This is a genomic window from Faecalicatena contorta (assembly GCF_021531995.1).
GTDB lineage: Bacteria > Bacillota > Clostridia > Lachnospirales > Lachnospiraceae > Dorea_A > Dorea_A contorta_A.
The window spans coordinates 23,406-45,417 of sequence record NZ_JAFBIZ010000010.1 but is presented as its reverse complement, the minus strand read 5'-3'; the positions used below and the strand labels follow the sequence as shown (position 1 = coordinate 45,417).

Sequence of the window (22,012 nt, the reverse complement as noted above, 5' to 3'; positions counted from 1 at the left end):
CTGCGAAAATGATGTAAATAAATGTTTCTATTGCCGCATTTATTAGTAATAATTTCCCCAAAAGAATTAATTTTATTTTCTTCTTTGATTTTTTGCATACCCCGTTGTCCCTCTGACAATCAATCTCGGCTCATATTCAACATGATAGGTACTGATTGGAGGCATCTCCGAATACGTTGAATGATGGAGCGCAATCTTTTTCATAATAATATCGCAGGCGTCCCTTCCCTTATATATGACAAAATGCTCTATTGTGGTCAGATCCACGTTATGCATTCGAGCAAACAACGTATTATCGCATCCCATAACCGATACTTCCGAAGGCACTTTAATCTTAAATTCATGGAGGGCGTCCATGATCCCAAATGCAATCATATCATTCAGTCCAACAATTGCCGTAACATCTGGGTCCTCCATCACCACTTCATGCGTTAGTTCATATCCAATCATATACTCCGAATCAATATGCGCAACATCCAGGTCAATTTCTTCCTTTGCAGCCTTGATGATCACCTGATCCTTGAATCCCATTTTTTCATATTCCTTTAAAAAACCTTCTACACGTTTAGAACGCTGTTTTTGCCTGGCCGTAAGAGGCGGTGCAATATAAGCAACTTTAAAGTGTCCTAGTTCCAACAGATGCCTGGCCATGACACGTCCCAGTTTCTCATTATCCAGTTCTACCGCATCAACATCCATTTTTTCATTCTGATTATTCACAATTGCTACGGGAATCTGCTGCCCGATCTCCTCTACCAAATCCATAAAGCAATGGCTGGGATTACACGTATAGATAATTCCCAGTGGACGCATCTGCCACATCATCTTAAGATATCTTTCCTCCATTTTCAGGTCACGCTGAGTATTACACACAAACAGTCCAAATCCCTGCTCTTTCGCACGAGACTCAATCCCCTGAAGAAGCATCACATAATAAGGATTGGTAAGATTCGGGCAAAAAACCACCAACAGCTTCTCCTGGCGTGTTCCCTTTCTTGCCTTCCTTTTAGGCGGAAGATATCCCAAATCTTTTGCCGCCTTTTCCACCTTTTCCACAGTCTCCTTCGCAAAAGACATGTTATACTTCTTATTCAATATCATCGATACCGTAGATTGAGATACCCCCGCAGCGCGGGCAATATCTACAGATGTTATCTTCTTCTTCATCTTAATACCTCATTAGGGACAGGGGATTTTTAATTTGGGACGGAGGATTTTTAAAAATCCTCCGTCCCAAATTAAAGCTCCGTTCTGCCCTCCAGTGCCCGAAGTAATGTTACTTCGTCAATATATTCAAGATCCCCTCCTACAGGAACGCCGCTTGCAATCCTGCTCACTTTAATTCCCGTCGGTTTTATCAGTTTACTGATATACATAGCCGTCGTTTCGCCTTCCAGGCTTGAGTTAGTAGCAATAATCACTTCATCCACATCTCCCTGAAGACGCGCAATCAACTCTTTTAGTTTGATATCTTCCGGTCCGATCCCCAGCATGGGGGAAATTGCACCGTGTAGCACATGATATACTCCATTGTATTTTCCTGTTTTTTCATAAGCCGCCAAGTCTCTTGTGTTTTCTACCACCATAATTGTATTGTGGTCTCTTCCGCTGTTACTGCATATTGGACACAATTCCTGATCGGTAAGAGTACAGCACTCTTTGCAATATTTTATATTTTCTCTCGCTTCCACCATTGTTGAAGCAAGTCTTTTTACATCTTCCAACGGCATATGAATCAAGTGAAAAGCCAGCCTTGACGCTGACTTTGCTCCTATGCCCGGAAGACATGATAATTCTTCTATCAACCTGCTCATCTGGCTGCTGTAATAATCCATATTATGCAACTCCCTGCTAGAATAATCCCGGCATTCCTCCACCCATGCCACCGGTAAACTTTGACATTGCAGAGGCAGACTCTTCGTCTACTTTATCAAATGCTTCATTAATCGCTGCCACAATAAGATCTTCTAACATCTCAACATCATCCGGATCAACAACTTCTTCATCCAGTTTAATTTTCAGCAATTTCTTTGTTCCGGAAACAGTCGCCTCAACCGCGCCGCCCCCAGCAGTCGCACTGAACTCTTTTGTCTCCATCTCTTTTGCCTGTTCTTCCATCTGCCGCTGCATTTTCTGGGCCTGCTTCATTAGATTTGCCATATTTCCCGGCATTCCTCCACCTGGGAATCCTCCTCTTTTTGCCATAATACAATCCTCCTGTTTTTTATATTATCTAATCTTCTATTGTTATATCCATATGAATCATATTTTCAAGATCCACAAAATTATCTTCAAATCTTCGTCCTTCTTCAATATGTCGAACTTCTACTTCAATTCGCTTTCCAATCTTTTCTTCTATCAGTCCTTCTATCTCTCCCCGATGTTCCGGCGTTGCAACTATCCCGGCACTCATCTCATCCGGCAATACAATCAGCAGACGATTGCCTTCACCCGCACTAAGCCGTGCTTTTTTCAGATAAGTACGAAGCATCGGTGATGCCTGACTGGTAATCATCCGGAAATCTTTGGCAACTGTCTTTACCTCTTCGTTCAAGGCGGCCGGAAGTTCTGGCTTTGGCTTTACTTCCTCTGAGGTTTCATTTACATAGATTACTTTCTCTCTGGTGTAGGTATCAATATCTCCCTCATCCAATCTCTTTTCAACTGCGCGGATACGATCAAGAAGTGCATCTTGACTCTGATCCATAGCCGGACAGCAAAGCTTGATCAATGTCACCTCCAGAAGCACCCTCTTCTGCGTCGCATATTTTAACTGACCGCTAAGATCCGAAAAAATCCGGATATAACGAATCAATGTATCGTTATCGATCATCTGCGCCTCTTCTTTTAAAAGCAACAGATTTTCTGTTGATACATCCAGTACGTCTTCCATATCATCTGAACATTTCACCAGCAAAAGATTACGAAGATACCATGTAAAATCCGTCGAAAGCTGAGACAGTTCTCTGCCCTGCATTACCAGTTCATCCACGATTTCCATTACTTTATGCACATCCATTGCAATCAGTTCTCTGAGCAGCCTGCTGAACACTTCTGTATCCACCGCCCCCAATACTTCCAGCACATGATCATAGGTCAGCCTTTCCCCCATGTAAAATGCCGCACATTGGTCAAGAAGACTTAAGGAATCTCGCATGGATCCATCCGCTGCTCTTGCAATATAACGCACAGCTTTCTCTTCAACATCCCACTGTTCCTTATCGATCAGTTCTCTTAGTCTGTCTGAAATCGTGTCAATGGAAATGCGTTTAAAATCATATCGCTGACATCGACTCAGTATTGTAATCGGAATCTTGTGCGCCTCCGTAGTCGCCAGAATAAATATTACATATTCCGGCGGTTCTTCCAGTGTTTTCAAAAGTGCGTTAAACGCACCAATAGACAGCATGTGAACTTCATCTATGATATATACCTTATATCTTCCCTCTGTCGGCCTATACGTTACTTCTTCACGGATTTCCCGGATATTATCCACACCATTGTTAGAAGCCGCATCAATCTCGATTACATTCATGGATGTGCCGGCCGCAATTGACCGGCACATTACACACTCGCCACATGGACTTCCATCAACCGGATGTTCACAGTTCACTGCTTTTGCAAATATTTTCGCCACGGTTGTTTTTCCTGTTCCCCTCGTCCCGCAGAACAGATATGCATGACCGATACGATCAGATTTTATCTGATTTTTTAATGTTTTCACAATGGCATCCTGCCCTTTTACATCCTCAAATTCACTTGGACGAAACTTTCGGTATAATGCCGTATATGACATTCGTTACACTCCCCGTCTTTCAATTCGCTGTCTTATTCGTCACCAAAACTGATTCCTGTCAGTTTTGCCTCTTTAATAATATCTGCCTTAGGATCCACATATTTTAACTTTCCCGCTACTTCCTGCAGCGGCACTTTTACAATATCCTGATTCTTGGTTCCAAGCATATAACCATACTCACCTTTCAGAATTGCTTCTGCCGCAGCCGCTCCAAGTCTTGTTGACAACACTCTGTCATAAGCACATGGAGATCCACCTCTTTGCGTATGTCCCGGTACAGTGATTCTTACTTCTTTATCCGATTTTTTCTGAATTCTCTCTGCCAGCTCATATGCAACAGATGGATATTTTTTCTTTTCTTTTTTCTCTTTTAATTCCTTTTTACTAAGAGCTGCATCTCCTTTTGAAATAGCTCCCTCCGCAACTGCAATGATCGTAAATCTCTTGCCTGCTTTATCACGTTTTTCTATCGCATCTACTACAACATTAATATCATATGGAATCTCAGGTAGAAGAATAATGTCTGCTCCACCGGCAATACCTGCATGAAGCGTAACCCACCCCACTTTATGTCCCATTACTTCAATAATAAACACACGGCTGTGAGATGTCGCCGTCGTATGAATCTTATCAATGGTATCCGTTGCAATATCAACCGCACTCTGGAAACCAAATGTCATATCTGTTCCCCACAAGTCATTATCGATCGTCTTCGGAAGTGTAATTACATTCAGTCCCTCTTCTCTCAGCATGTTGGCAGTTTTATGTGTACCATTGCCTCCCAGAACCACAAGACAATTCAGATTCAACTTATGATAAGTATGCTTCATCGCCTCAACTTTATCCAATCCATTCTCATCCGGAACACGCATTAATTTAAACGGCTGTCTGGATGTCCCCAGAATCGTTCCACCCTGCGTTAATATTCCCGAAAAATCTCTTGAAGTAAGCATTTTAAAATTTGAATAAATCAGCCCCTTATATCCATCCTGAAACCCATAGATTTCAACATCATCTCTTTTCGAGCAAAGTCCTTTTACTACACCTCGCATAGCAGCATTCAAAGCCTGACAATCTCCGCCGCTTGTTAACATTCCTATTCTTAACATACGCCCGCTCCTTTCCTCTTACTTACATATGTCTCACCAAAACTATATTCCACATAAAATTGCCCGGAATACAGTAAAAATTATAACGTATTTTAAAAAAACGCACAATAGGGACGGAGGATTTTTAAAAATCCTCCGTCCCAAATTAAAAATCCCCTGTCCCTTTTTAGCAAACGTGCTATAATAACATGTGGATAATATTGTGTAGAAAGTAGGTAATCATGTGGATAAGTTGGATATAAAATTATGGACGCTGGAAGCGAAGGGGCACATTGTCCCTGACCGCTCTCTTCTAAAAACACCTGAACAAATTGATGCAATTAAAAAAAGTGCTGATCTAAACACTGCTGTTCTTGATCATGTCGCATCACATATCCATGCCGGTATGAGTACAGCTGAAATCGATCAGCTTGTATATGATTATACTGTAGAACACGGTGGAGTTCCGGCGCCTTTACATTATCAGGGTTTCCCGAAAAGCGTCTGCACTTCTATCAATAACGTAATCTGCCATGGCATTCCAGATGAAAACGAGATTCTTGTTGATGGAGATATCGTTAACGTTGATGTATCTACCATACTGAACGGATATTTTTCTGATGCTTCACGTATGTTTACTATTGGAAACATATCTCCAAAGGCCGAAAAACTCGTACGCGTTACCAGAGAATGCGTTGAACTTGGTTTAAGAGCAGCAAAACCATGGGGGCATCTCGGAGATATCGCATATGCAATCAACACACATGCAAGGTCAAATGGGTATTCCGTGGTTGAAGAAATTGGCGGTCATGGAATCGGACTAGCTTTTCACGAAGAGCCTTTTGTGAGTTACGTTACTCCGAAAGGCAGTGAAATGGTACTGGTTCCTGGAATGATATTTACGATAGAACCGATGATCAACGAGGGCGGACCTGACTTTTATATTGACGAAGATAATGGATGGACTGTATATACAGACGATGATGGGCTCTCTGCTCAAGTCGAATATATGGTTCTGATTACAGAAACCGGTGTAGAAGTTTTAACAAAATAAAGAAACAAAAACGTTACTAGGGGACGGGGAATTTTTAAAAATTCCCCGTCCCCTAGTTATCGTAGTACATCACTAAAGCAGAATATGCCCCCATATTTACAACTACTTCACCATCTTCAACCAGATATTCTTCGTAATCTGTTGTATATCCATCGAGGTAAGAATATATCTCTTTTTTCATTCTGCATTTTACGGGAACTTCGGCCTCCCATACCGGAACGGTTATCTGTGTTAATTCACTGCGATTATTAATGATAACAATTACTTTATCATTCTCCTTGAATCGTCCATAAGCAAGTATATTTTCATCACCCTTGATGATTTTCAGAGAACCAGTTCGAAGTGCCGGATGTTCCTTGTGAATCCGGATCATTTCCCGATGAAATGCAAGCAGTTCTTTGTCTTCATGCCCCCACGGATAAGTCCTTCTATTGTCCGGATCTGTGAAGCCGCAGACGCCGGCCTCATCTCCGTAATACACCGTAGGCGCTCCAATCCATGTCATCTGCATGACAACGGCTTCCCGCATAACACCCAGATTAATGTACTCATTTGCAGCCTTTGACCCAAGTTTTTCCACGCGTCCCACCATATGATTGGTTCGGGTAAGAAATCTGGAATGATCATGATTTGAAAGTTCATTCATAGCCACCTGCAGTGATGGTGTCAGCATATTTGACATATGATGTGAAATGGAACTGATGAAATTATCCGCATTTCCCAGAAGTTCCTCTCTGGCCTCATCACTGTGTTTTTCCATTCCCGTCAAAAACCAGGTTACAGGCTCCATAAATGCATCGTAATTCATAACGGTATCCCACTCGTCTCCCTGAAGCCATTCGCTTGGATCCCCATAATGTTCAGCCAGAATCAGTGCATTGGGATTGGCATTTTTCACTGCACGCCGGAATTTTTTCCAGAAGTTATGATTATATTCATTGCTGCGGCCAAGATCCGCCGCCACATCAAGGCGCCATCCATCTACATTGTACGGCGGGGACACCCATTTTCTTCCGATATATAATATATAGTTTTCGAGTTTTACCGAATCTTCGTAATTGAGCTTTGGAAGCGTATCATGTCCCCACCAGCCGTCATAATTATGATTATACGGCCAGTTTTCCGGCTCTTCTTTAAAAAAACGGAAGTAACTTCTATAGGGACTGTCCGGGGAAACGTATGCTCCGGGAGCGTACCCTTCCTGCTTTTCATATACTCTTTCCCGATCCATCCATTTATTAAAAGATCCGCAATGATTGAACACACCGTCCAGAATAATTTTCATCCCTCGCTTGTGCAATTCTTCTACCAGTTGAATAAACAGCTGATTGCTGGCTTTCAGATTTTCCGGGTCTGTCGTTCTTTTCTGATATTTTGTCGCTTTGCTGTTATCTGTTACACCCGCTTCCAGTACTTCTCCTCCGTCATTTACAATCCTGCCATAGTGAGGATCAATATAATCATAATCCTGAATATCATATTTATGGTTAGAAGGAGAGACAAACAACGGGTTAAAATACAGCACCTCTACCCCCAGATCCTGCAGATAATCCAGCTTATCAATGACTCCCTGAAGATCGCCGCCGTAAAATTCACGAACCCCCATCGCCGCGGGATATTTATTCCAATCCGTTACTTTCTGGGAATAATCTCCGATATAATAATACTCATTTGTTTCCACGTCATTCGTTGGATCTCCGTTATAAAAGCGGTCTGTATATATCTGATACATGACCGCCCCTTTCGCCCAGTCCGGCGTCGAGAAACCGGGAACAATCACAAAATTGTAAAATTCTACGATTTCCTTCGATACGCCACACCTGTTATAATAACATTTTTCTTCGTTATTTTGAATTTCAAAGCAATACCGGAAGGGATCTTCATTCAGTCTCCAGCTGATCTGATAATAGTCAAATTCACCTTCCGACTTTTCCTTCTCCATATCATAGCCTCCGACTTTCGTCATCAGCCGTACTCTCTTTGCATCATCCTTTGCCGTTCGAAAACGCAGCGTTACCAATTCATTCTCTACCGGCTCAGCCGGATACACGTAACTGGCCGTCCCATCACAAAACAAAGCTGCTTCCCTCATGCTGCACCTCTCTAATCTATTCTGTTCTTTCACTATGCCTCTGATACTTCTTCGGTAAACAATGCTTCAAATTCGTCTCTGGAGATTTTTTCCTTCTCCAGGAGCAATTCCGCACATGCCTGCAGAACATCATTATATTTTCGAATGATATGACGCGCTCTGTCATAACATTCATCGATAATACGCTTAACCTCCTGATCAATTACGGTAGCCACGCCCTCTCCATAGCCTCTTGCAGGATGGGCGAGATCCCGCCCGATAAACACTTCATTATTATCATCATCATAATTAATCAGTCCCACTGCCTCAGACATACCAAACTTGGTAACCATAGATTTTGCCAGACTGGTTGCCTGCTTGATATCCTGTGAAGCACCGGTTGTAATATCATCAAACACTTCCTCTTCCGCTACTCGGCCGCCAAGTGCAACCGTAATATCCTGAAGCATCTTGCCTTTTGTGTTAAACATCTCATCCTTCTCCGGAAGCGGCATCGTATATCCGCCTGCTCCGCCGGTCGGAATGATAGACACACTGTATACCGGCCCGACATCCGGAAGCACATGGAACAGAATCGCATGACCGGCTTCATGGAATGCTGTGATTCGTTTTTCTTTTTCTGATATTACACGACTCTTCTTCTCGGCACCGATACCAACTTTCACAAACGCCTTTTTTATATCATCCTGTTTCAGGAATACACGATCTTCCTTTGCCGCAAGAATTGCAGCCTCATTCAGTAGATTCTCAAGATCCGCACCCGTAAATCCCGCTGTGGTCTGTGCAATCTGTTTCAGATCGATCTCTTCACTGAGCGGTTTTCCCTTTGCGTGCACCTTCAGAATCTCTTCTCTTCCCTGAACATCCGGTCTTCCAACCATAACCTTCCGGTCAAAACGTCCCGGACGCAGGATAGCCGGATCCAGAATATCCACACGGTTGGTAGCTGCCATAACGATGATTCCTTCATTTACACCAAAACCATCCATCTCTACCAGCAGCTGATTCAGTGTCTGCTCTCTCTCATCGTGTCCGCCGCCCATACCAGTACCACGTCTTCTTGCAACTGCGTCAATCTCATCGATAAAGATGATACATGGAGCATTCTTTTTTGCTTCTTCAAACAAATCACGCACACGGGATGCCCCCACACCTACGAACATTTCCACAAAATCAGAACCTGAAATCGTAAAGAACGGAACTCCTGCCTCTCCTGCAACTGCCTTCGCAAGCAGCGTCTTACCGGTTCCCGGAGGGCCTACGAGAAGCACGCCCTTCGGAATTCTGGCGCCCACCTGAATATATTTTTTCGGAGACTTCAGAAAGTCCACGATCTCCTCCAGTTCTTCCTTCTCTTCCTGAAGTCCTGCCACCTGGGCAAATGTAACCTTACGATCTCTATCAGTCGTCATTTTCGCACGACTTTTGCCGAAATTCATAGCTTTGGCATTTGCACCGCCTCCCTGACGATTCATCAGGGCAAACAGAAGCATCATACCGCCTACTACAAGAATCATCGGCATCAGTGTTGTTGCAAACCAGCTGTCCTGAGGAACGTCCGGCATACTGTAATCAATTTCATGTTCCTTCAGATAATCCTGAATCTCATTTACATCAGACACATACAGATACTTCACCTGATCTTCTTCATCCGTTCCGCTGATGATCTTGATATCGACCCGTCCGGTCGGAACATTTTTATTCTGATTCACAACCACAGTCTTAGCATTATCTTCCTGAATGATCTGTTCAAATTCTTTCCAGGAAATCTCTTTTTCTCTCTGGTCAAACTGATTCGTAAACCACAACGCAGCAAATAAAAATATGACAAATATCAGCAGCGCGGCACTGTTCAGTCCTCTTGCTCTCTTCATATTCAACCTAAAAGCCCCTTTCTACTCCACGCCTTCTACAACTCCGATAAATGGCAGATTTCTATATTTCTGTGCATAGTCCAGTCCATATCCTACAACAAATTCATCCGGAATATTAAATCCTACATAATCAACCTTCACATCTTTCACTCTTCTTTCCGGCTTGTCAAGAAGCGTACACAGATGCATACTCTTCGGATTACGCTTGGATAAGATTTCCATCAGATAATACAGGGTTCTTCCGGAATCAATAATATCCTCTACAATCAGTACATCCTTTCCTTCCAGTGATTCATCCAGATCTTTTGCAATCTTGACAACTCCGCTTGAAGACGTTCCGTCTCCATAGCTGCTGACGCTCATGAAATCCATGGAAACCGGCACACTGATTCGCTTAGCCAGTTCACACATGAAGAAAACGCCTCCCTTCAGCACACAGATCAGGTGTACCTGCTTTCCTGCATAATCTTCACTGATTTTTTTACCCAGCTCTTCAATTCTTGCCGCAACTTCTTTTTCAGGGACTAATACTCTAACATTCTCTGCCATCTCTTTTTCCTCCGCATATTTCTATTTCCAGAATTCTTCTGGTATTTTCTGTAACCTGATATTTCTGACTCTGTCTGTACCCCACAATCCACAGAATCTCCTGTCCGTCTGCTACAATCCAGATCTTTTCTCTGTCCTCACGAGGTATCTTCTCATTTATAAAATACTGTTTCAACTTCTGCTTTCTCCCGGAACGGTCAATCACAATCCAGTCTCCAGGCTCTTTATGCCTCAATTTTACAGTATTTTTTATTATATCATAATCAAACCATTTCGTGTAGGTTTTTTTCGGAAATGCCTGCATATCTGGCGTTTTTTCAAACACCCGCAACGACATACCGACCTCTTCCTCCTCGGAGTTCGTCTCATTTCGATACAGCTCAATTCCTTCATAACTTCGTCCTGCAGTTATGCTATAAGGAAGCGAAATTTCTCTTCCCACCTGATGCTCAAACAGCTCTCCAAGCATTTTCACATGAATCTGTTCAATATCCTTACGTCTCCCTGCGACCCTGCACAAAAGCTCATGGAGCATATAAGACCTCAGCACTTCCGGTGTTTTCATGAACTCTTCCTTTTTTATCAGCACCCTTTTTCCTGATTTTCGCTCATAATCTATGCATTTCCTTGCATAGACTGACATTTCATGTTCTACATACTCTCCCAGAAGCCGCAGCTGTTCCATGGTATCTGACATGTGCTGCACTGCCCGGGGATTAATCTCAGCTTCCAGATACGGAATTACACGACTTCGAATCCGGTTTCTCGTATAAGTATCTTCCAGATTTGTCTCATCTATACAATAAGATATTCCCCGGTCTGAAAGATAACCCTCAATCTCTCTTCTTTCCAGACACAGAAGCGGACGGATATAAGCTCCCTCCGCCGGAGCAATTCCCCCTGCGCCCCGAAGGCCACATCCCCTGCACAGGTTCCACAAGAGAGTCTCCGCATTGTCATTCTGATGATGTGCCAGCGCAATTTTATTGCCGCCACACCCCCGAAGCGTCTCCTCAAACCGAATTCTTCTGATGTTTCTTCCTGCTTCTTCCACTGTAAGCTTCTGTTGTTGTGCATATGCTTTCACATCTTCATGACAAACGAAAAGCCGGATCTGCTGTTTCTCGCAAAGTTCTCTGACATAGGCTTCATCCGCGTCTGCGGTTCCCGCTCTAAGCCCGTGATGTATATGAACTGCCACAATTGATATATCCATCTCTTTTTTTAATTCCAGAAGCATGAAAAGAAGGCATACGGAATCTGCACCTCCCGATATACCCACAATCACCTTATCACCATTTTGCAGCATATGATGCTTTTCAATATATGCTTTTACCCGCTGATACATATTCTATCCCTCTTCTGTGAACACACTGTCTCATTCCCGCCGTAACTCCATAATTTCGAATAAGCGAACATAATTGTACTATATATAATTTCTGTTCGAAAGTCAACAAACCACGCTTCCAGACTTTTATCGAACCAGCACATGATTCATATGGCCTATGGAAGCTTCCAGATCCCTACAACAAGAACCGTCATATCATCCACTGGCACTTCTCCCGACCATTCCAGTACTCTCCCGAGAATATGATGTGCCAGTTCCTTCGGATTCACAATATGTGAATCCCGTATAAATGTTTCCAGAAGCGCATCCTGCTCTCCTGGCGGCAATGCATCCATTACGCCATCTGTAAGCATGATCACAAAATCTCCCGACTGAAGTTTCCGCTCCTGCGTATCAACCTCCATCTCCCGAACAACTCCAATCGGCAGAGTCTCTGAACAGATCTTTTCAATCTCATCCTCCCTCTTGATATAGGTCGCCGCCGCACCGGCCTTCACAAATTCACAGGTCCCGCTGTACAGATCAAACAGACTGACATCGATTGTAGAAAACCGGACTTCTTCTCTCCCGATCACCAGCGCAGTATTCATCATCTGAACAGCCGTTTTCACCGGGAATCCAGCCTCCAGCAATTCCTCAAGCATCTCCACGACCATCGCACTTTCCCGAAAGGCTACCTCGCCGGATCCCATTCCATCTGACAGCGCGATCCCTTTTTTGCCCCCCGGAAGATCCGTCATCAGGAAGGTATCTCCCGATATTTTTTCGCATCCTTTCCCAATCCTTGCAATTCCCTGAATCGTATGATATCCTGCATTTTCCACACATGCGATCGTGCAGTAATCACTCCCAACCATTGGCCGCTCGCCCTGACGCGGAACCAGAGTCCGCCCCATACATTTTCCTGCAAGTGCCGCGATCTCTTTTGTTGATACAAGACTGTCTTTTCCGGTTTTTACCGTAAGATGGATCTCATACTTTCCATGCGGGGTCATATAAAATACAGATGACAGCATACGTATCCCTGCTTTTTTTAACTGAACTTTCAATCTCTTTTCCATATGATCATCACGAAAAATACCTGCATCCAATTCCCTGGTTGCGCTTTGTATCATCTTTGCAAGACAGTCAAGCTGACCTGCATATCCTTCCCGATTCAGGACCATACGATTGTTCCACATCAGAATCTGCTTTGCATTCTCGAAAGTTTCGAGCGATTCCCTGAAGAAACGAGGCGCCAGAAGACATTTTTTCTGAATCTTCCGCTTCAGTTCCACATTCAGCTCTGCCCCGTATTCTTCCGCCGCACACATGATTTCATACATCATCTGATACGTATGGGCCCGATTCTCTCCCAGGCACTTTTCTTTCCGTTCACAATTCTCGCAAACCTTTCCGGTAACCTTTAAAAACATCTCATCCGTCTCTTCTTTTGAAAACGTCCCCTTATATTTTTCAAGTGTTAAAAAAGTACGAGATAGGTGTACCAGCGAATCTGCAAACTTGTCCATCTGTATCACATAAGGATTTACGAACCTCTCTTTTTCTTTTACTTCTGACAATCCAAAGCTCCCCTTTCAAAAAATAGTAAGAAAAAAGCTTTAGGAATTCTCCTAAAGCTTTTCTGCTTGTTCGTTATTTTGCCTTGAATACAATCTCATTTTCATATACCAGGCCAAGTTTATCCTTTGCGACTTTTTCGATATATTCATCTGTTCCGACATATTCATCAAGATTTTTAATCTCTTCCGCACGTGCCTTTTCTTCTTCAATCTTCTCTTCAAGCTCTGCTTCCTGTGCGCGATATGCCTGATCCTTTGCTTTTAAAGTCAGACTGTCTACGGATACAATTACAGTAAGAAGAAGTACGACTGCACTGATTGCAAATACACTCCTCCTGTGCTTCTGCGCTCTCCTGCGCTGCCGCTTTCTGCGGTTTTTCTGTTTTACATCATTTGTCATTATACTCACCCTTACGTCAGCACCCCTGCCGACATTACTCACCTTATTAATAGTAATATCTTAACTTTTTTCGTTTTTTTTATCAAGTCTTTTACGAAAAATCCTTCCTGCGCCAAATGTAGATTTTTTTGTGCAGTTTTTCTGCCTTCAAAATCATAATTGATGTCAAAATCGCCCCGAGCACAACACCTAGTACAAAATTCCACCGAATACTACCATCACTTGTATGGTAAATCTGCACAAACATATACACTGCAACTCCAAGCCAATACACCAGATCCTCTATCTCTACCGCAAGCCTTGTATGTCTGATCATCCGTCGTACACACACGATTACCTGATAGACCAGGCGTACAATCTCTCCTGCCAGCAGCGCCAGTATAAACACCATCACTTCCTGTCTGATTTCACGCATCACCATCACCTGAACAATCTGGAAAAGAGATTATCTCCTTGTTTCCCATGTGCCTGAATATCAGAATAAGCGATACTGTCAATATTTCCGGACAGATCCACCTCTCCTTTTTCCAGTGTTATCCTGTTCACATGCAGATCGGTTCCTTTTACCATCAGCATTCCCTGCTCTGTTTCCAGCAGAATCTCATTCAGATTAAATGACAGCACATCCAGGACCCCTGTTACAAGTCCTGTTTTCCGGTTATTGATTACCAGTTTATGGCTTTTCTGTACAGTTCTCTCTTCCATATACTTCACAACCTTTCTTAATCATTCTATGAAAGGCCGTCTTATATTATTACAAATATCTGAAAAGCTCTCCCGCTTCTTCTTTTTTCGTAGTCTCTCTGATATCCAGAACTTCTGCCTTTACCGTTTTTGTCCCGAACTGAATTTCTATTATGTCACCCTGTTTTACCTTTACAGATGCTTTCGCTACATTTCCATTTACCAGAACTCGCCCCGCATCACAGGCCTCATTTGCAACCGTTCTCCGCTTGATTAGTCTGGACACCTTTAAAAACTTGTCTAATCTCATAACTTCTCCTGTTCCAAATCTTATATGAAAATAGAGAGCGCGGCAACGCTCTCTATCCTTATCGTTTATAGTCTTATCCCTGTATCGAATTATTCGTTTACAGCATCCTTCAATGCTTTACCAGCTTTGAATTTTGGTGCCTTACAAGCAGCAATTTCCATTGTCTTTCCTGTCTGTGGATTTCTTCCTTCTCTAGCAGCTCTCTTACTTACTTCAAAAGTACCAAAGCCAACTAACTGTACCTTGTGCTCCTTCTTTAATTCATCTGTTACAACATCGATAAAAGCCTTTAATGCTTTTTCGGAATCCTTTTTAGACAATTCTGCTTTGTCAGCAATTGCAGCGATTAATTCTGTTTTGTTCATGGATAGTTTCCTCCTCTTGTTTGCGTTAAAAATCCCTTATTTTCATTCTACCAATGCGATAGAAAGCTAACATACCTTTTTTGTATGATACGCCTATAAATATTGTTATACCCGTTTTCCCGCCGATTGTCAAGGTAATTCCTTCGTTTTGCCCTCCATTTTCAGAATTCAAAGGACTGATTTTTTCTAAAGCATTGCACTGATCATAGTCCGGACTTCTTCACCCATTTTCGCGGACTTTTCATCTGCATCTTCAGGAGATGTTCCCTTGATTCCATGCAGATAACAGCAGACTACAGATGAAAAGCAAATATCTCCTCTAAAAATCGTTTCTTCTCTTCATTCTGATGAATCGCCATCGTTAATTTTTCTACGTTTTTTACCGAAACCCAAGCCTTATTGGAATAATAATAAGTACTCACAACCTTCCAGAATTTTTCCGGATAGATCAGACGGATTTTCAGATACTCAAGCTCTTTTTTTTCGAGCGGCCGAATTGCCGAATATGCATTCATCATATTATCTCCGAGTCTGATCTTCCACCCGTTCTTCTCCATTACTTTTCTCAGGAAATAATACAGATCCTCTACCTGGACATCTCTCTTGAATTTCTCAAAACCGGTAACTGCGACATGTCCGCCCTGTCTGAGGATTAATACGTTATGGTAATTATACTCTCCATGCGTCATACAACCGGATTCGATACTTTCCTGGTACAGTTCTTCATATCCGGAAGCCTCCAGTTCACGAAGCGCCATATCTGCCCATTGATACATCTGGTCAAAATACTTAAGAAACGCAAATTCAAATTCCCCTTTCGGCGCGATCCCTCTTGCAAACTTGCGGACCTTTTTCAATTCTCTGTTGTGACGCAGATATTCTTCCTTCAGATGTATTCCCGCAGTAACCGGATGTTCCATCTGATGCCTCATTAATATATGAAGTTTTGCAAGGTTTCCTGAAGCCGCAAGAAGTTCGGTCGGTCTTCTTACATCACATTCCCTTCCAGCCGGCCATTCCTTCAACAGAAAACGTCTTCCGTCTTCCGTTTCTGTGACACACTTTCCCTCCTTGTTCAGAACAACTCTGTCAATTCCTGTGTATCCCTGACTATACAGATATTCATAAAGCTCATAAAGCGCAGGAATTCTCTTCTCCGACGCTTCCACTTCTTTTAACAAAAAAAATCCCTGTCCGGAATCACACAAAAAAGCTCCCCTTATTTTTCTGATATCTGTAACATCTATCTCATACTGTTCCAGGATATTCCATTCATACTCCAGCATAACCATCCCCTGCATTTCACATTCAATATTCCTTCTAATGTATGATATCAGGATTGCATTTATGCCAAATTTCACACGCAAAAAGGAACCGCCGCTTCCATGCAACAGTTCCTTTTTCATTCATTTTTATTCTTCCTCAGCTTCTTCGCTCAGCGCTTCTTCATACTTTTCAAGAATAATACGCTGAATACGCTCTCTTGTTCCCGAATTAATCGGATGTGCAATATCACGGTATTCTCCATCTAACGCCTTCTTACTCGGCATCGCAATAAAGAGCCCTTTTTCGCCTTCGATAACCTTAATATCATGTACAACAAACTCATCATCCATTGTAATTGATACTACTGCTTTCAGCTTGCCCTCCTTTGCTACCTTACGTACTCGTACATCTGTGATCTGCATACTAATTCTGCCCCTTTCTTTCAAGCCACTGTACTGTAATATCCCAAAATTACAGCACATACCTCTCGTTCTTTTCCACGACTACTTTCACTCCATTTTCCCCAACATATCGTGTGTTTGCTCTTATAGTATCACGACTTTCCACAATACAGTTTTCAATGTATGTATTGTCTCCAAGATAAACGTCATTCAGAATAATAGAATTCTTGATCACACAATTATTGCCTACAAACGTTTTCTTGAAAAGGATAGAATTTTCTACCGTACCATTGATAATACTTCCGCTTGCCACAAGACTGTTCTTAACCACCGAACCCGGATTGTATTTTGCAGGCGGCAGGTCATTGACCTTTGAATAGATACTTGGCTGCTGCCTGAAAAAGTAATCTCTTACCTCCGGTTTCAGGAAATCCATATTCGTTCGATAATATGCGTCCACCGTTGTTATGTTGCTCCAGTAATCCTTTATCTTATAACCGTATATCTTCTTCAGATTCTTATATCTGATCAGAATATCAGTTACAAAATCATGTCTGTCATCTTCTGCACAATGCTCTATCAGGTCAATCAGAAGCCTTCTTCTGATTACATAGATTCCGGTTGAGATTGTATTGAAATTAGCCACCATCGGTTTTTCTTCGAACTCTTCAATACGCATGGATTCGTTCATCCTGAGAGTTCCGAAGCGGCTGGCATCCTCGCCCGGTTCCAGATCTTTACACACGACCGTAATATCGGCCATCTTCTCAATATGGTACTCCAGCACCTTATTGTAATCCATCTTATATACAGCATCCCCCGATGTGATAATCACGTAAGGCTCATGACATCTCTTCAGGAAGTCAAGATTCTGATAGATCGCATCAGCAGTTCCTCTGTACCAATATCCGTTTTCAGCAGTGATTGTCGGTGTAAATACATACAACCCTCCCTGTTTTCTTCCAAAATCCCACCACTTGGAGGAATTCAGGTGTTCATTTAACGAACGCGCATTATACTGAGTCAGTACCGCTACTTTCTGTATATGGGAATTTGACATGTTGCTGAGAGCGAAATCAATTGCTCTGTAACTTCCGGCGATCGGCATAGCTGCCGCTGCTCTCTTCTGCGTGAGTGCACGCATCTTGTTGTTGTTTCCGCCTGCCAATATAATACCTACTGCTCTCATGCCTGCTCACCTGCCTTTATCAATGTTTCTCCACTTTCCAGTATTCCATTCGGGTAGTCTTCTCTGGATGTAACACCGCTGATAGCAGTATTCTTTCCGACCTGTACTCCATCCGGTATCACAGATTTTTCTCCAACTGCCACCAGACCAAAGGAATAAATTGCCGGTTTTAGTTTATTCGGCACATCACTTCCGATTCCAAATGTAACATTATCTCCAATCACACAATCTTCTGCAATAATTGACTTATCGATCACACAGTTTCTTCCAGTCTTAACATCTTTCATAATGATGGAATCCCGGACAACTGTGCCTTCTCCTATAATTACTCCTGAACCGATCACACTGTTATGTACTTCGCCGTATATCTCTGCTCCGTTACAGACAATACTCCTGTCAATTACGGACTGTGCAGAAATATACTGCGGCGGAAGGATCTCACTGTTCGTATAGATCTTCCAGAATTCCTCATACAGATTAAATTCCGGAATAATATCGATCAGTTCCATATTCGCTTCCCAATAGGATCCCAATGTTCCAACATCTTTCCAATATCCGTTATACTCATACGCGAAAAGTCTTTCTCCTTTTTCATGACAATATGGAATGATATGTTTTCCGAAGTCACATCCCGGCTCGTCCTTAAGCACCCGAAGAGCTTCCTTTAACGCCGGCCATGAAAAGATGTAGATTCCCATAGATGCCAGATTGCTCTTCGGCTGTGGAGGTTTCTCCTGAAATTCCGTAATTTTTCCATCTCCGTCCGTAATTACGATTCCAAAACGACTTGCCTCTTCCATCGGCACAGGCATGGCAGCAATCGTAACATCTGCCTGATTTGCCTTATGGTAATCCAGCATCACTTCGTAGTCCATTTTATAAATATGATCCCCGGACAGAATCAGAACATAATCCGGATCAAACTGTTCCATATAGTCCATATTCTGATAAATTGCGTTCGCAGTTCCTGTATACCATTCACTGTTCTCGCTCTTTTCATACGGCGGAAGAACTGTTACTCCTCCGTAACTGCGATCCAAATCCCACGGAATACCTATTCCGATATGAGCATTCAGACGTAATGGTTGATATTGTGTCAATACACCGACCGTATCGATTCCTGAGTTAATACAGTTGCTGAGCGGGAAGTCAATAATTCGATATTTCCCTCCAAATGCAACGGCCGGCTTTGCTACTTTCGCTGTGAGGACTCCCAGTCTGCTGCCCTGTCCTCCTGCCAGCAACATTGCTATCATCTCTTTCTTTCTCATGTCATCACCCCTTCTCAGTTGTCTTATTGCCCACATTATAACATATATTTTATATATGGTGAACAAATTTTACACTTTTTTTGAATTATCCGTTAACTTTTTGTGAATATATAACAAAAAGATATGGCTTGGCTTTTTTTTCATATATGTTTATAATAATATGAATAGAAAGGTATTTTTATGAATAGTTTTCCCAGAAACATATCGTAATGAAAGAGGATGAATCTTATGTATAAAATCAATTTCGAAAAACCGGTACACGTACATTTTATTGGAATTGGCGGCATCAGCATGAGTGGACTTGCCGAGATTCTTCTGAAAGAAGGGTTTACCATTTCCGGTTCAGATAATAAAGAATCCGCCCTGACAGATCATCTGGAGACACTGGGTGCTACTGTATTCTATGGGCAAAAGGCCTCCAACATCATTCCCGGAATCGATGTAGTGGTATATACTGCCGCGATTCACGAAGATAACGAAGAATTTGCAGCAGCCAAACGCCAGAACCTTCCTATGTTAAGCCGCGCCGAACTTCTCGGACAGCTTATGACCAATTATGATGTTCCGATCGCGGTTTCCGGCACGCACGGCAAGACTACGACTACTTCCATGCTTTCTCATATCCTGCTCGCAGGAGAGCTGGATCCTACCATATCCGTGGGCGGAATTCTGAAGACAATCGGCGGCAATATCCGTGTCGGAGATTCCGAATACTTTGTAACAGAAGCCTGTGAATACACCAACAGCTTCCTTCATTTCTTTCCAAAGATCAGTATAATATTAAATATAGATGAAGATCATCTGGATTTTTTCAAAGATCTGGACGATATACGCAACTCTTTCCACCAATTTGCCAAACTGCTTCCGCCTGACGGAACTTTGATCATCAACAGTGAGATTCCCGATCTTCAGGATTTCATTGCTGATCTTGACTGCAAGGTTCTTGTCTATGGCAATAACAGCTCCCTGGATTACTGTGCGTCCAACATTCTCCACAATCAGCTCGGAGAGGCATCTTTTGATCTTGTAAGATCCGGAGAATTTGTGGATCGCATTGCCTTGTCTGTGAACGGAGATCACAACGTGTCCAATGCTCTGGCCGCTATTGCTGTTGCAGACCAGCTTCATATCCCTGCCGAAACAATAAAAAAAGGCTTAAAAGAATTTCAGGGAACCAACCGCCGTTTCGAGCATAAAGGCGAACTGAACGGAGTAACGATTATCGATGACTATGCACATCATCCGACAGAGATTAAAGCGAGCCTCACAGCCGCTGCTCAGTATCCACACAGAGAGATCTGGTGCATTTTTCAGCCGCACACTTATACCAGAACAAAAGCTCTGTTCCCGGAATTTGTAGAAGCACTGACACACGCAGATCATATTATCCTCGCAGATATCTACGCTGCCCGTGAGACAGACACTCTCGGAATCTCTTCTGCAGATATTGCCTGCGAGCTGAAAAACAGCGGATGTGATGCCTATTATTTCCCATCCTTCCAGGAAATCGAAGAATTCTGCATCCAGAGATGTCAAAAAGGCGATATGTTGATAACTATGGGAGCCGGAGACGTTGTAAACATTGGGGAAGATCTCCTGAAGCGTTAGTTATCCACATTTTCCACAGGTTTTTATCCACAAAAAACCCGGATTTTGACTCAAAAATTTCTTTTGCGTCCGTCCTTCAAGTGCTATAATGACTCTACGGAAAACGAGCAAATGAGGAGGACCGGCGTAAGATTATGAAAGAACTGACCCTTACCAATTATGCACAGGTGAATACCACCGTGCTTGATAATGAATTTATTGACCGTTATATGGTGAAAGCAAACGGAGAATATGTAAAGGTATATCTTCTTCTTTTGCGCCATATGGATGAGTCCTCCGGAATGCTGTCCGTATCCGAGATGGCTGATCTTTTAGAATGCACAGAAAAAGATATTCTACGTGCTTTAAAATACTGGAAATCCCAGGGACTGATAAACTACAGCGAAGATTCCCCAAAAAATGCCGAAGTCGGGAAAAATGAGCCGACAACGGACATGCCTCAGGAAAAGCCCCAGAATATCCAGCAATATCGCACCCGTAAGGATCGCAAGGAGTTTAAAGAGCTTTTGTTTGTAGCAGAACAGTATCTTGGAAAGACGCTTTGTGCAACAGATATTGACATGATCACTTATTTTTTTGATGAGCTGCACATGTCAACCGAACTGATTGAATATCTGATTGAATATTGTGTGGAAAACGGACACAAGAGCATGCATTATATCAGGAAGGTTGCTCTGTCCTGGCATGAACAGAATATAAAAACCGTAGATGTTGCAAAATCCACTACTGTTCTATATAATAAAAATTACTATTCCATATTGCACGCTTATGGCATCAAAGGACGTGGTCCTGCCGCTTCTGAGATCGCATATATCCGCAAATGGACGGATGAGTACCATTTTTCTCAGGAGATCATTCTGGAAGCCTGTGATCGTACAATGAACATGATTCATCAGCCGAGCTTTGATTACACAGACTCGATTCTAAAAAAATGGTTTGATAAAAACGTACATACGCTGAAGGACATCGAAGTTCTTGACGAAAACCATCTGCGCGAAAAGGAGCGCCAGAAAAGACAGGCTGTCAGACCAGCTGCTTCTTCTAAGGGCAGCACCGGCAATAAATTCAATAATTTTGACGGACGATCCTATGACATGAGTGAGCTGGAACGTAAACTGGTACAGCAATAATTCCACGAACCTATCAACAGACATA

General features: G+C 42.7%; 22 protein-coding genes. 3 read left to right on the top strand and 19 right to left on the bottom strand.

Features of this window, described 5'->3' with window-relative positions; all coding sequences use genetic code 11:
* Nucleotides 1-72: 72 nt before the first annotated feature.
* From JQM82_RS02705 to JQM82_RS02685, 5 genes are all read right to left on the bottom strand, one after another.
* Entirely contained in the window at nucleotides 73-1,167 is a 1,095-nt protein-coding gene (locus JQM82_RS02705; protein WP_235248445.1) for a LacI family DNA-binding transcriptional regulator, read from the bottom strand.
* A 71-nt stretch (nucleotides 1,168-1,238) separates the two neighbouring features.
* On the bottom strand, nucleotides 1,239-1,835 hold the full coding sequence (gene recR, locus JQM82_RS02700) for a recombination mediator RecR (protein ID WP_235248444.1): 597 nt from the start codon (nucleotides 1,833-1,835) through the stop codon (nucleotides 1,239-1,241).
* A gap of 16 nt (nucleotides 1,836-1,851) precedes the next feature.
* Complete coding sequence (locus JQM82_RS02695; protein ID WP_235248443.1) at nucleotides 1,852-2,205, bottom strand: YbaB/EbfC family nucleoid-associated protein; 354 nt, start codon at nucleotides 2,203-2,205, stop codon at nucleotides 1,852-1,854.
* Between the two features lie 28 nt (nucleotides 2,206-2,233).
* Nucleotides 2,234-3,796 (bottom strand): DNA polymerase III subunit gamma/tau, encoded by a 1,563-nt coding sequence (dnaX, locus tag JQM82_RS02690; RefSeq protein ID WP_235248442.1) that lies wholly within the window; start codon nucleotides 3,794-3,796, stop codon nucleotides 2,234-2,236.
* Nucleotides 3,797-3,828: 32 nt separating this feature from the next.
* Entirely contained in the window at nucleotides 3,829-4,905 is a 1,077-nt protein-coding gene (locus JQM82_RS02685) for a 6-phosphofructokinase (RefSeq protein WP_235248440.1), read from the bottom strand.
* A 223-nt stretch (nucleotides 4,906-5,128) separates the two neighbouring features.
* Between JQM82_RS02685 and map the strand changes: the two genes are divergently transcribed.
* On the top strand, nucleotides 5,129-5,938 hold the full coding sequence (map, locus tag JQM82_RS02680; RefSeq protein ID WP_235248439.1) for a type I methionyl aminopeptidase: 810 nt from the start codon (nucleotides 5,129-5,131) through the stop codon (nucleotides 5,936-5,938).
* Between the two features lie 52 nt (nucleotides 5,939-5,990).
* Here map and JQM82_RS02675 read toward each other — a convergent pair whose 3' ends face one another.
* From JQM82_RS02675 to JQM82_RS02610, 14 genes are all read right to left on the bottom strand, one after another.
* Nucleotides 5,991-8,030 (bottom strand): glycoside hydrolase family 13 protein, encoded by a 2,040-nt coding sequence (locus JQM82_RS02675; RefSeq protein WP_235248438.1) that lies wholly within the window; start codon nucleotides 8,028-8,030, stop codon nucleotides 5,991-5,993.
* Between the two features lie 32 nt (nucleotides 8,031-8,062).
* The gene (gene ftsH / locus JQM82_RS02670; RefSeq protein WP_235248437.1) at nucleotides 8,063-9,910 is read right to left on the bottom strand and encodes an ATP-dependent zinc metalloprotease FtsH; all 1,848 of its coding nucleotides are present in this window, start codon (nucleotides 9,908-9,910) and stop codon (nucleotides 8,063-8,065) included.
* Between the two features lie 15 nt (nucleotides 9,911-9,925).
* A complete protein-coding gene (gene hpt / locus JQM82_RS02665; RefSeq protein WP_235248436.1) occupies nucleotides 9,926-10,453 on the bottom strand; it encodes a hypoxanthine phosphoribosyltransferase in 528 nt (175 codons plus the stop codon).
* A complete protein-coding gene (tilS, locus tag JQM82_RS02660) occupies nucleotides 10,437-11,801 on the bottom strand; it encodes a tRNA lysidine(34) synthetase TilS (RefSeq protein WP_235248435.1) in 1,365 nt (454 codons plus the stop codon). Before tilS ends, hpt begins: the two co-directional genes overlap by 17 nt.
* A 155-nt stretch (nucleotides 11,802-11,956) precedes the next feature.
* Nucleotides 11,957-13,363, bottom strand: coding sequence for a SpoIIE family protein phosphatase (locus tag JQM82_RS02655; RefSeq protein WP_235248433.1), 1,407 nt, complete (start codon nucleotides 13,361-13,363; stop codon nucleotides 11,957-11,959).
* A gap of 73 nt (nucleotides 13,364-13,436) precedes the next feature.
* Nucleotides 13,437-13,763 carry a septum formation initiator family protein gene (locus JQM82_RS02650; protein WP_235248432.1) on the bottom strand — a complete coding sequence of 109 codons (327 nt, stop codon included), beginning with the start codon at nucleotides 13,761-13,763 and terminating at the stop codon, nucleotides 13,437-13,439.
* A gap of 91 nt (nucleotides 13,764-13,854) precedes the next feature.
* Nucleotides 13,855-14,178 (bottom strand): spore cortex biosynthesis protein YabQ, encoded by a 324-nt coding sequence (gene yabQ / locus JQM82_RS02645; protein ID WP_235248431.1) that lies wholly within the window; start codon nucleotides 14,176-14,178, stop codon nucleotides 13,855-13,857.
* A gap of 5 nt (nucleotides 14,179-14,183) precedes the next feature.
* Nucleotides 14,184-14,468, bottom strand: a complete 285-nt coding sequence (yabP, locus tag JQM82_RS02640) for a sporulation protein YabP (RefSeq protein WP_235248430.1) — start codon at nucleotides 14,466-14,468, stop codon at nucleotides 14,184-14,186.
* A 49-nt stretch (nucleotides 14,469-14,517) separates the two neighbouring features.
* A complete protein-coding gene (locus tag JQM82_RS02635; protein ID WP_235248429.1) occupies nucleotides 14,518-14,757 on the bottom strand; it encodes an RNA-binding S4 domain-containing protein in 240 nt (79 codons plus the stop codon).
* 89 nt (nucleotides 14,758-14,846) lie between these two features.
* Complete coding sequence (locus JQM82_RS02630; RefSeq protein ID WP_235248428.1) at nucleotides 14,847-15,122, bottom strand: HU family DNA-binding protein; 276 nt, start codon at nucleotides 15,120-15,122, stop codon at nucleotides 14,847-14,849.
* A gap of 293 nt (nucleotides 15,123-15,415) precedes the next feature.
* Nucleotides 15,416-16,528 (bottom strand): CotS family spore coat protein, encoded by a 1,113-nt coding sequence (locus JQM82_RS02625; protein WP_331472751.1) that lies wholly within the window; start codon nucleotides 16,526-16,528, stop codon nucleotides 15,416-15,418.
* 6 nt (nucleotides 16,529-16,534) lie between these two features.
* The gene (gene spoVG, locus JQM82_RS02620; RefSeq protein WP_235248427.1) at nucleotides 16,535-16,810 is read right to left on the bottom strand and encodes a septation regulator SpoVG; all 276 of its coding nucleotides are present in this window, start codon (nucleotides 16,808-16,810) and stop codon (nucleotides 16,535-16,537) included.
* A gap of 49 nt (nucleotides 16,811-16,859) precedes the next feature.
* Nucleotides 16,860-17,978, bottom strand: a complete 1,119-nt coding sequence (glgD, locus tag JQM82_RS02615) for a glucose-1-phosphate adenylyltransferase subunit GlgD (RefSeq protein ID WP_235248426.1) — start codon at nucleotides 17,976-17,978, stop codon at nucleotides 16,860-16,862.
* Complete coding sequence (locus tag JQM82_RS02610; protein WP_235248425.1) at nucleotides 17,975-19,249, bottom strand: glucose-1-phosphate adenylyltransferase; 1,275 nt, start codon at nucleotides 19,247-19,249, stop codon at nucleotides 17,975-17,977. The genes glgD and JQM82_RS02610 overlap by 4 nt, the downstream gene beginning before the upstream one ends.
* Before the next feature lie 228 nt (nucleotides 19,250-19,477).
* On the opposite strand from JQM82_RS02610, the gene murC reads away from it, so the two are divergent.
* Complete coding sequence (gene murC, locus JQM82_RS02605) at nucleotides 19,478-20,857, top strand: UDP-N-acetylmuramate--L-alanine ligase (protein WP_235248424.1); 1,380 nt, start codon at nucleotides 19,478-19,480, stop codon at nucleotides 20,855-20,857.
* Between the two features lie 134 nt (nucleotides 20,858-20,991).
* Entirely contained in the window at nucleotides 20,992-21,987 is a 996-nt protein-coding gene (locus tag JQM82_RS02600; RefSeq protein ID WP_235248423.1) for a DnaD domain protein, read from the top strand.
* Nucleotides 21,988-22,012 lie beyond the last annotated feature (25 nt).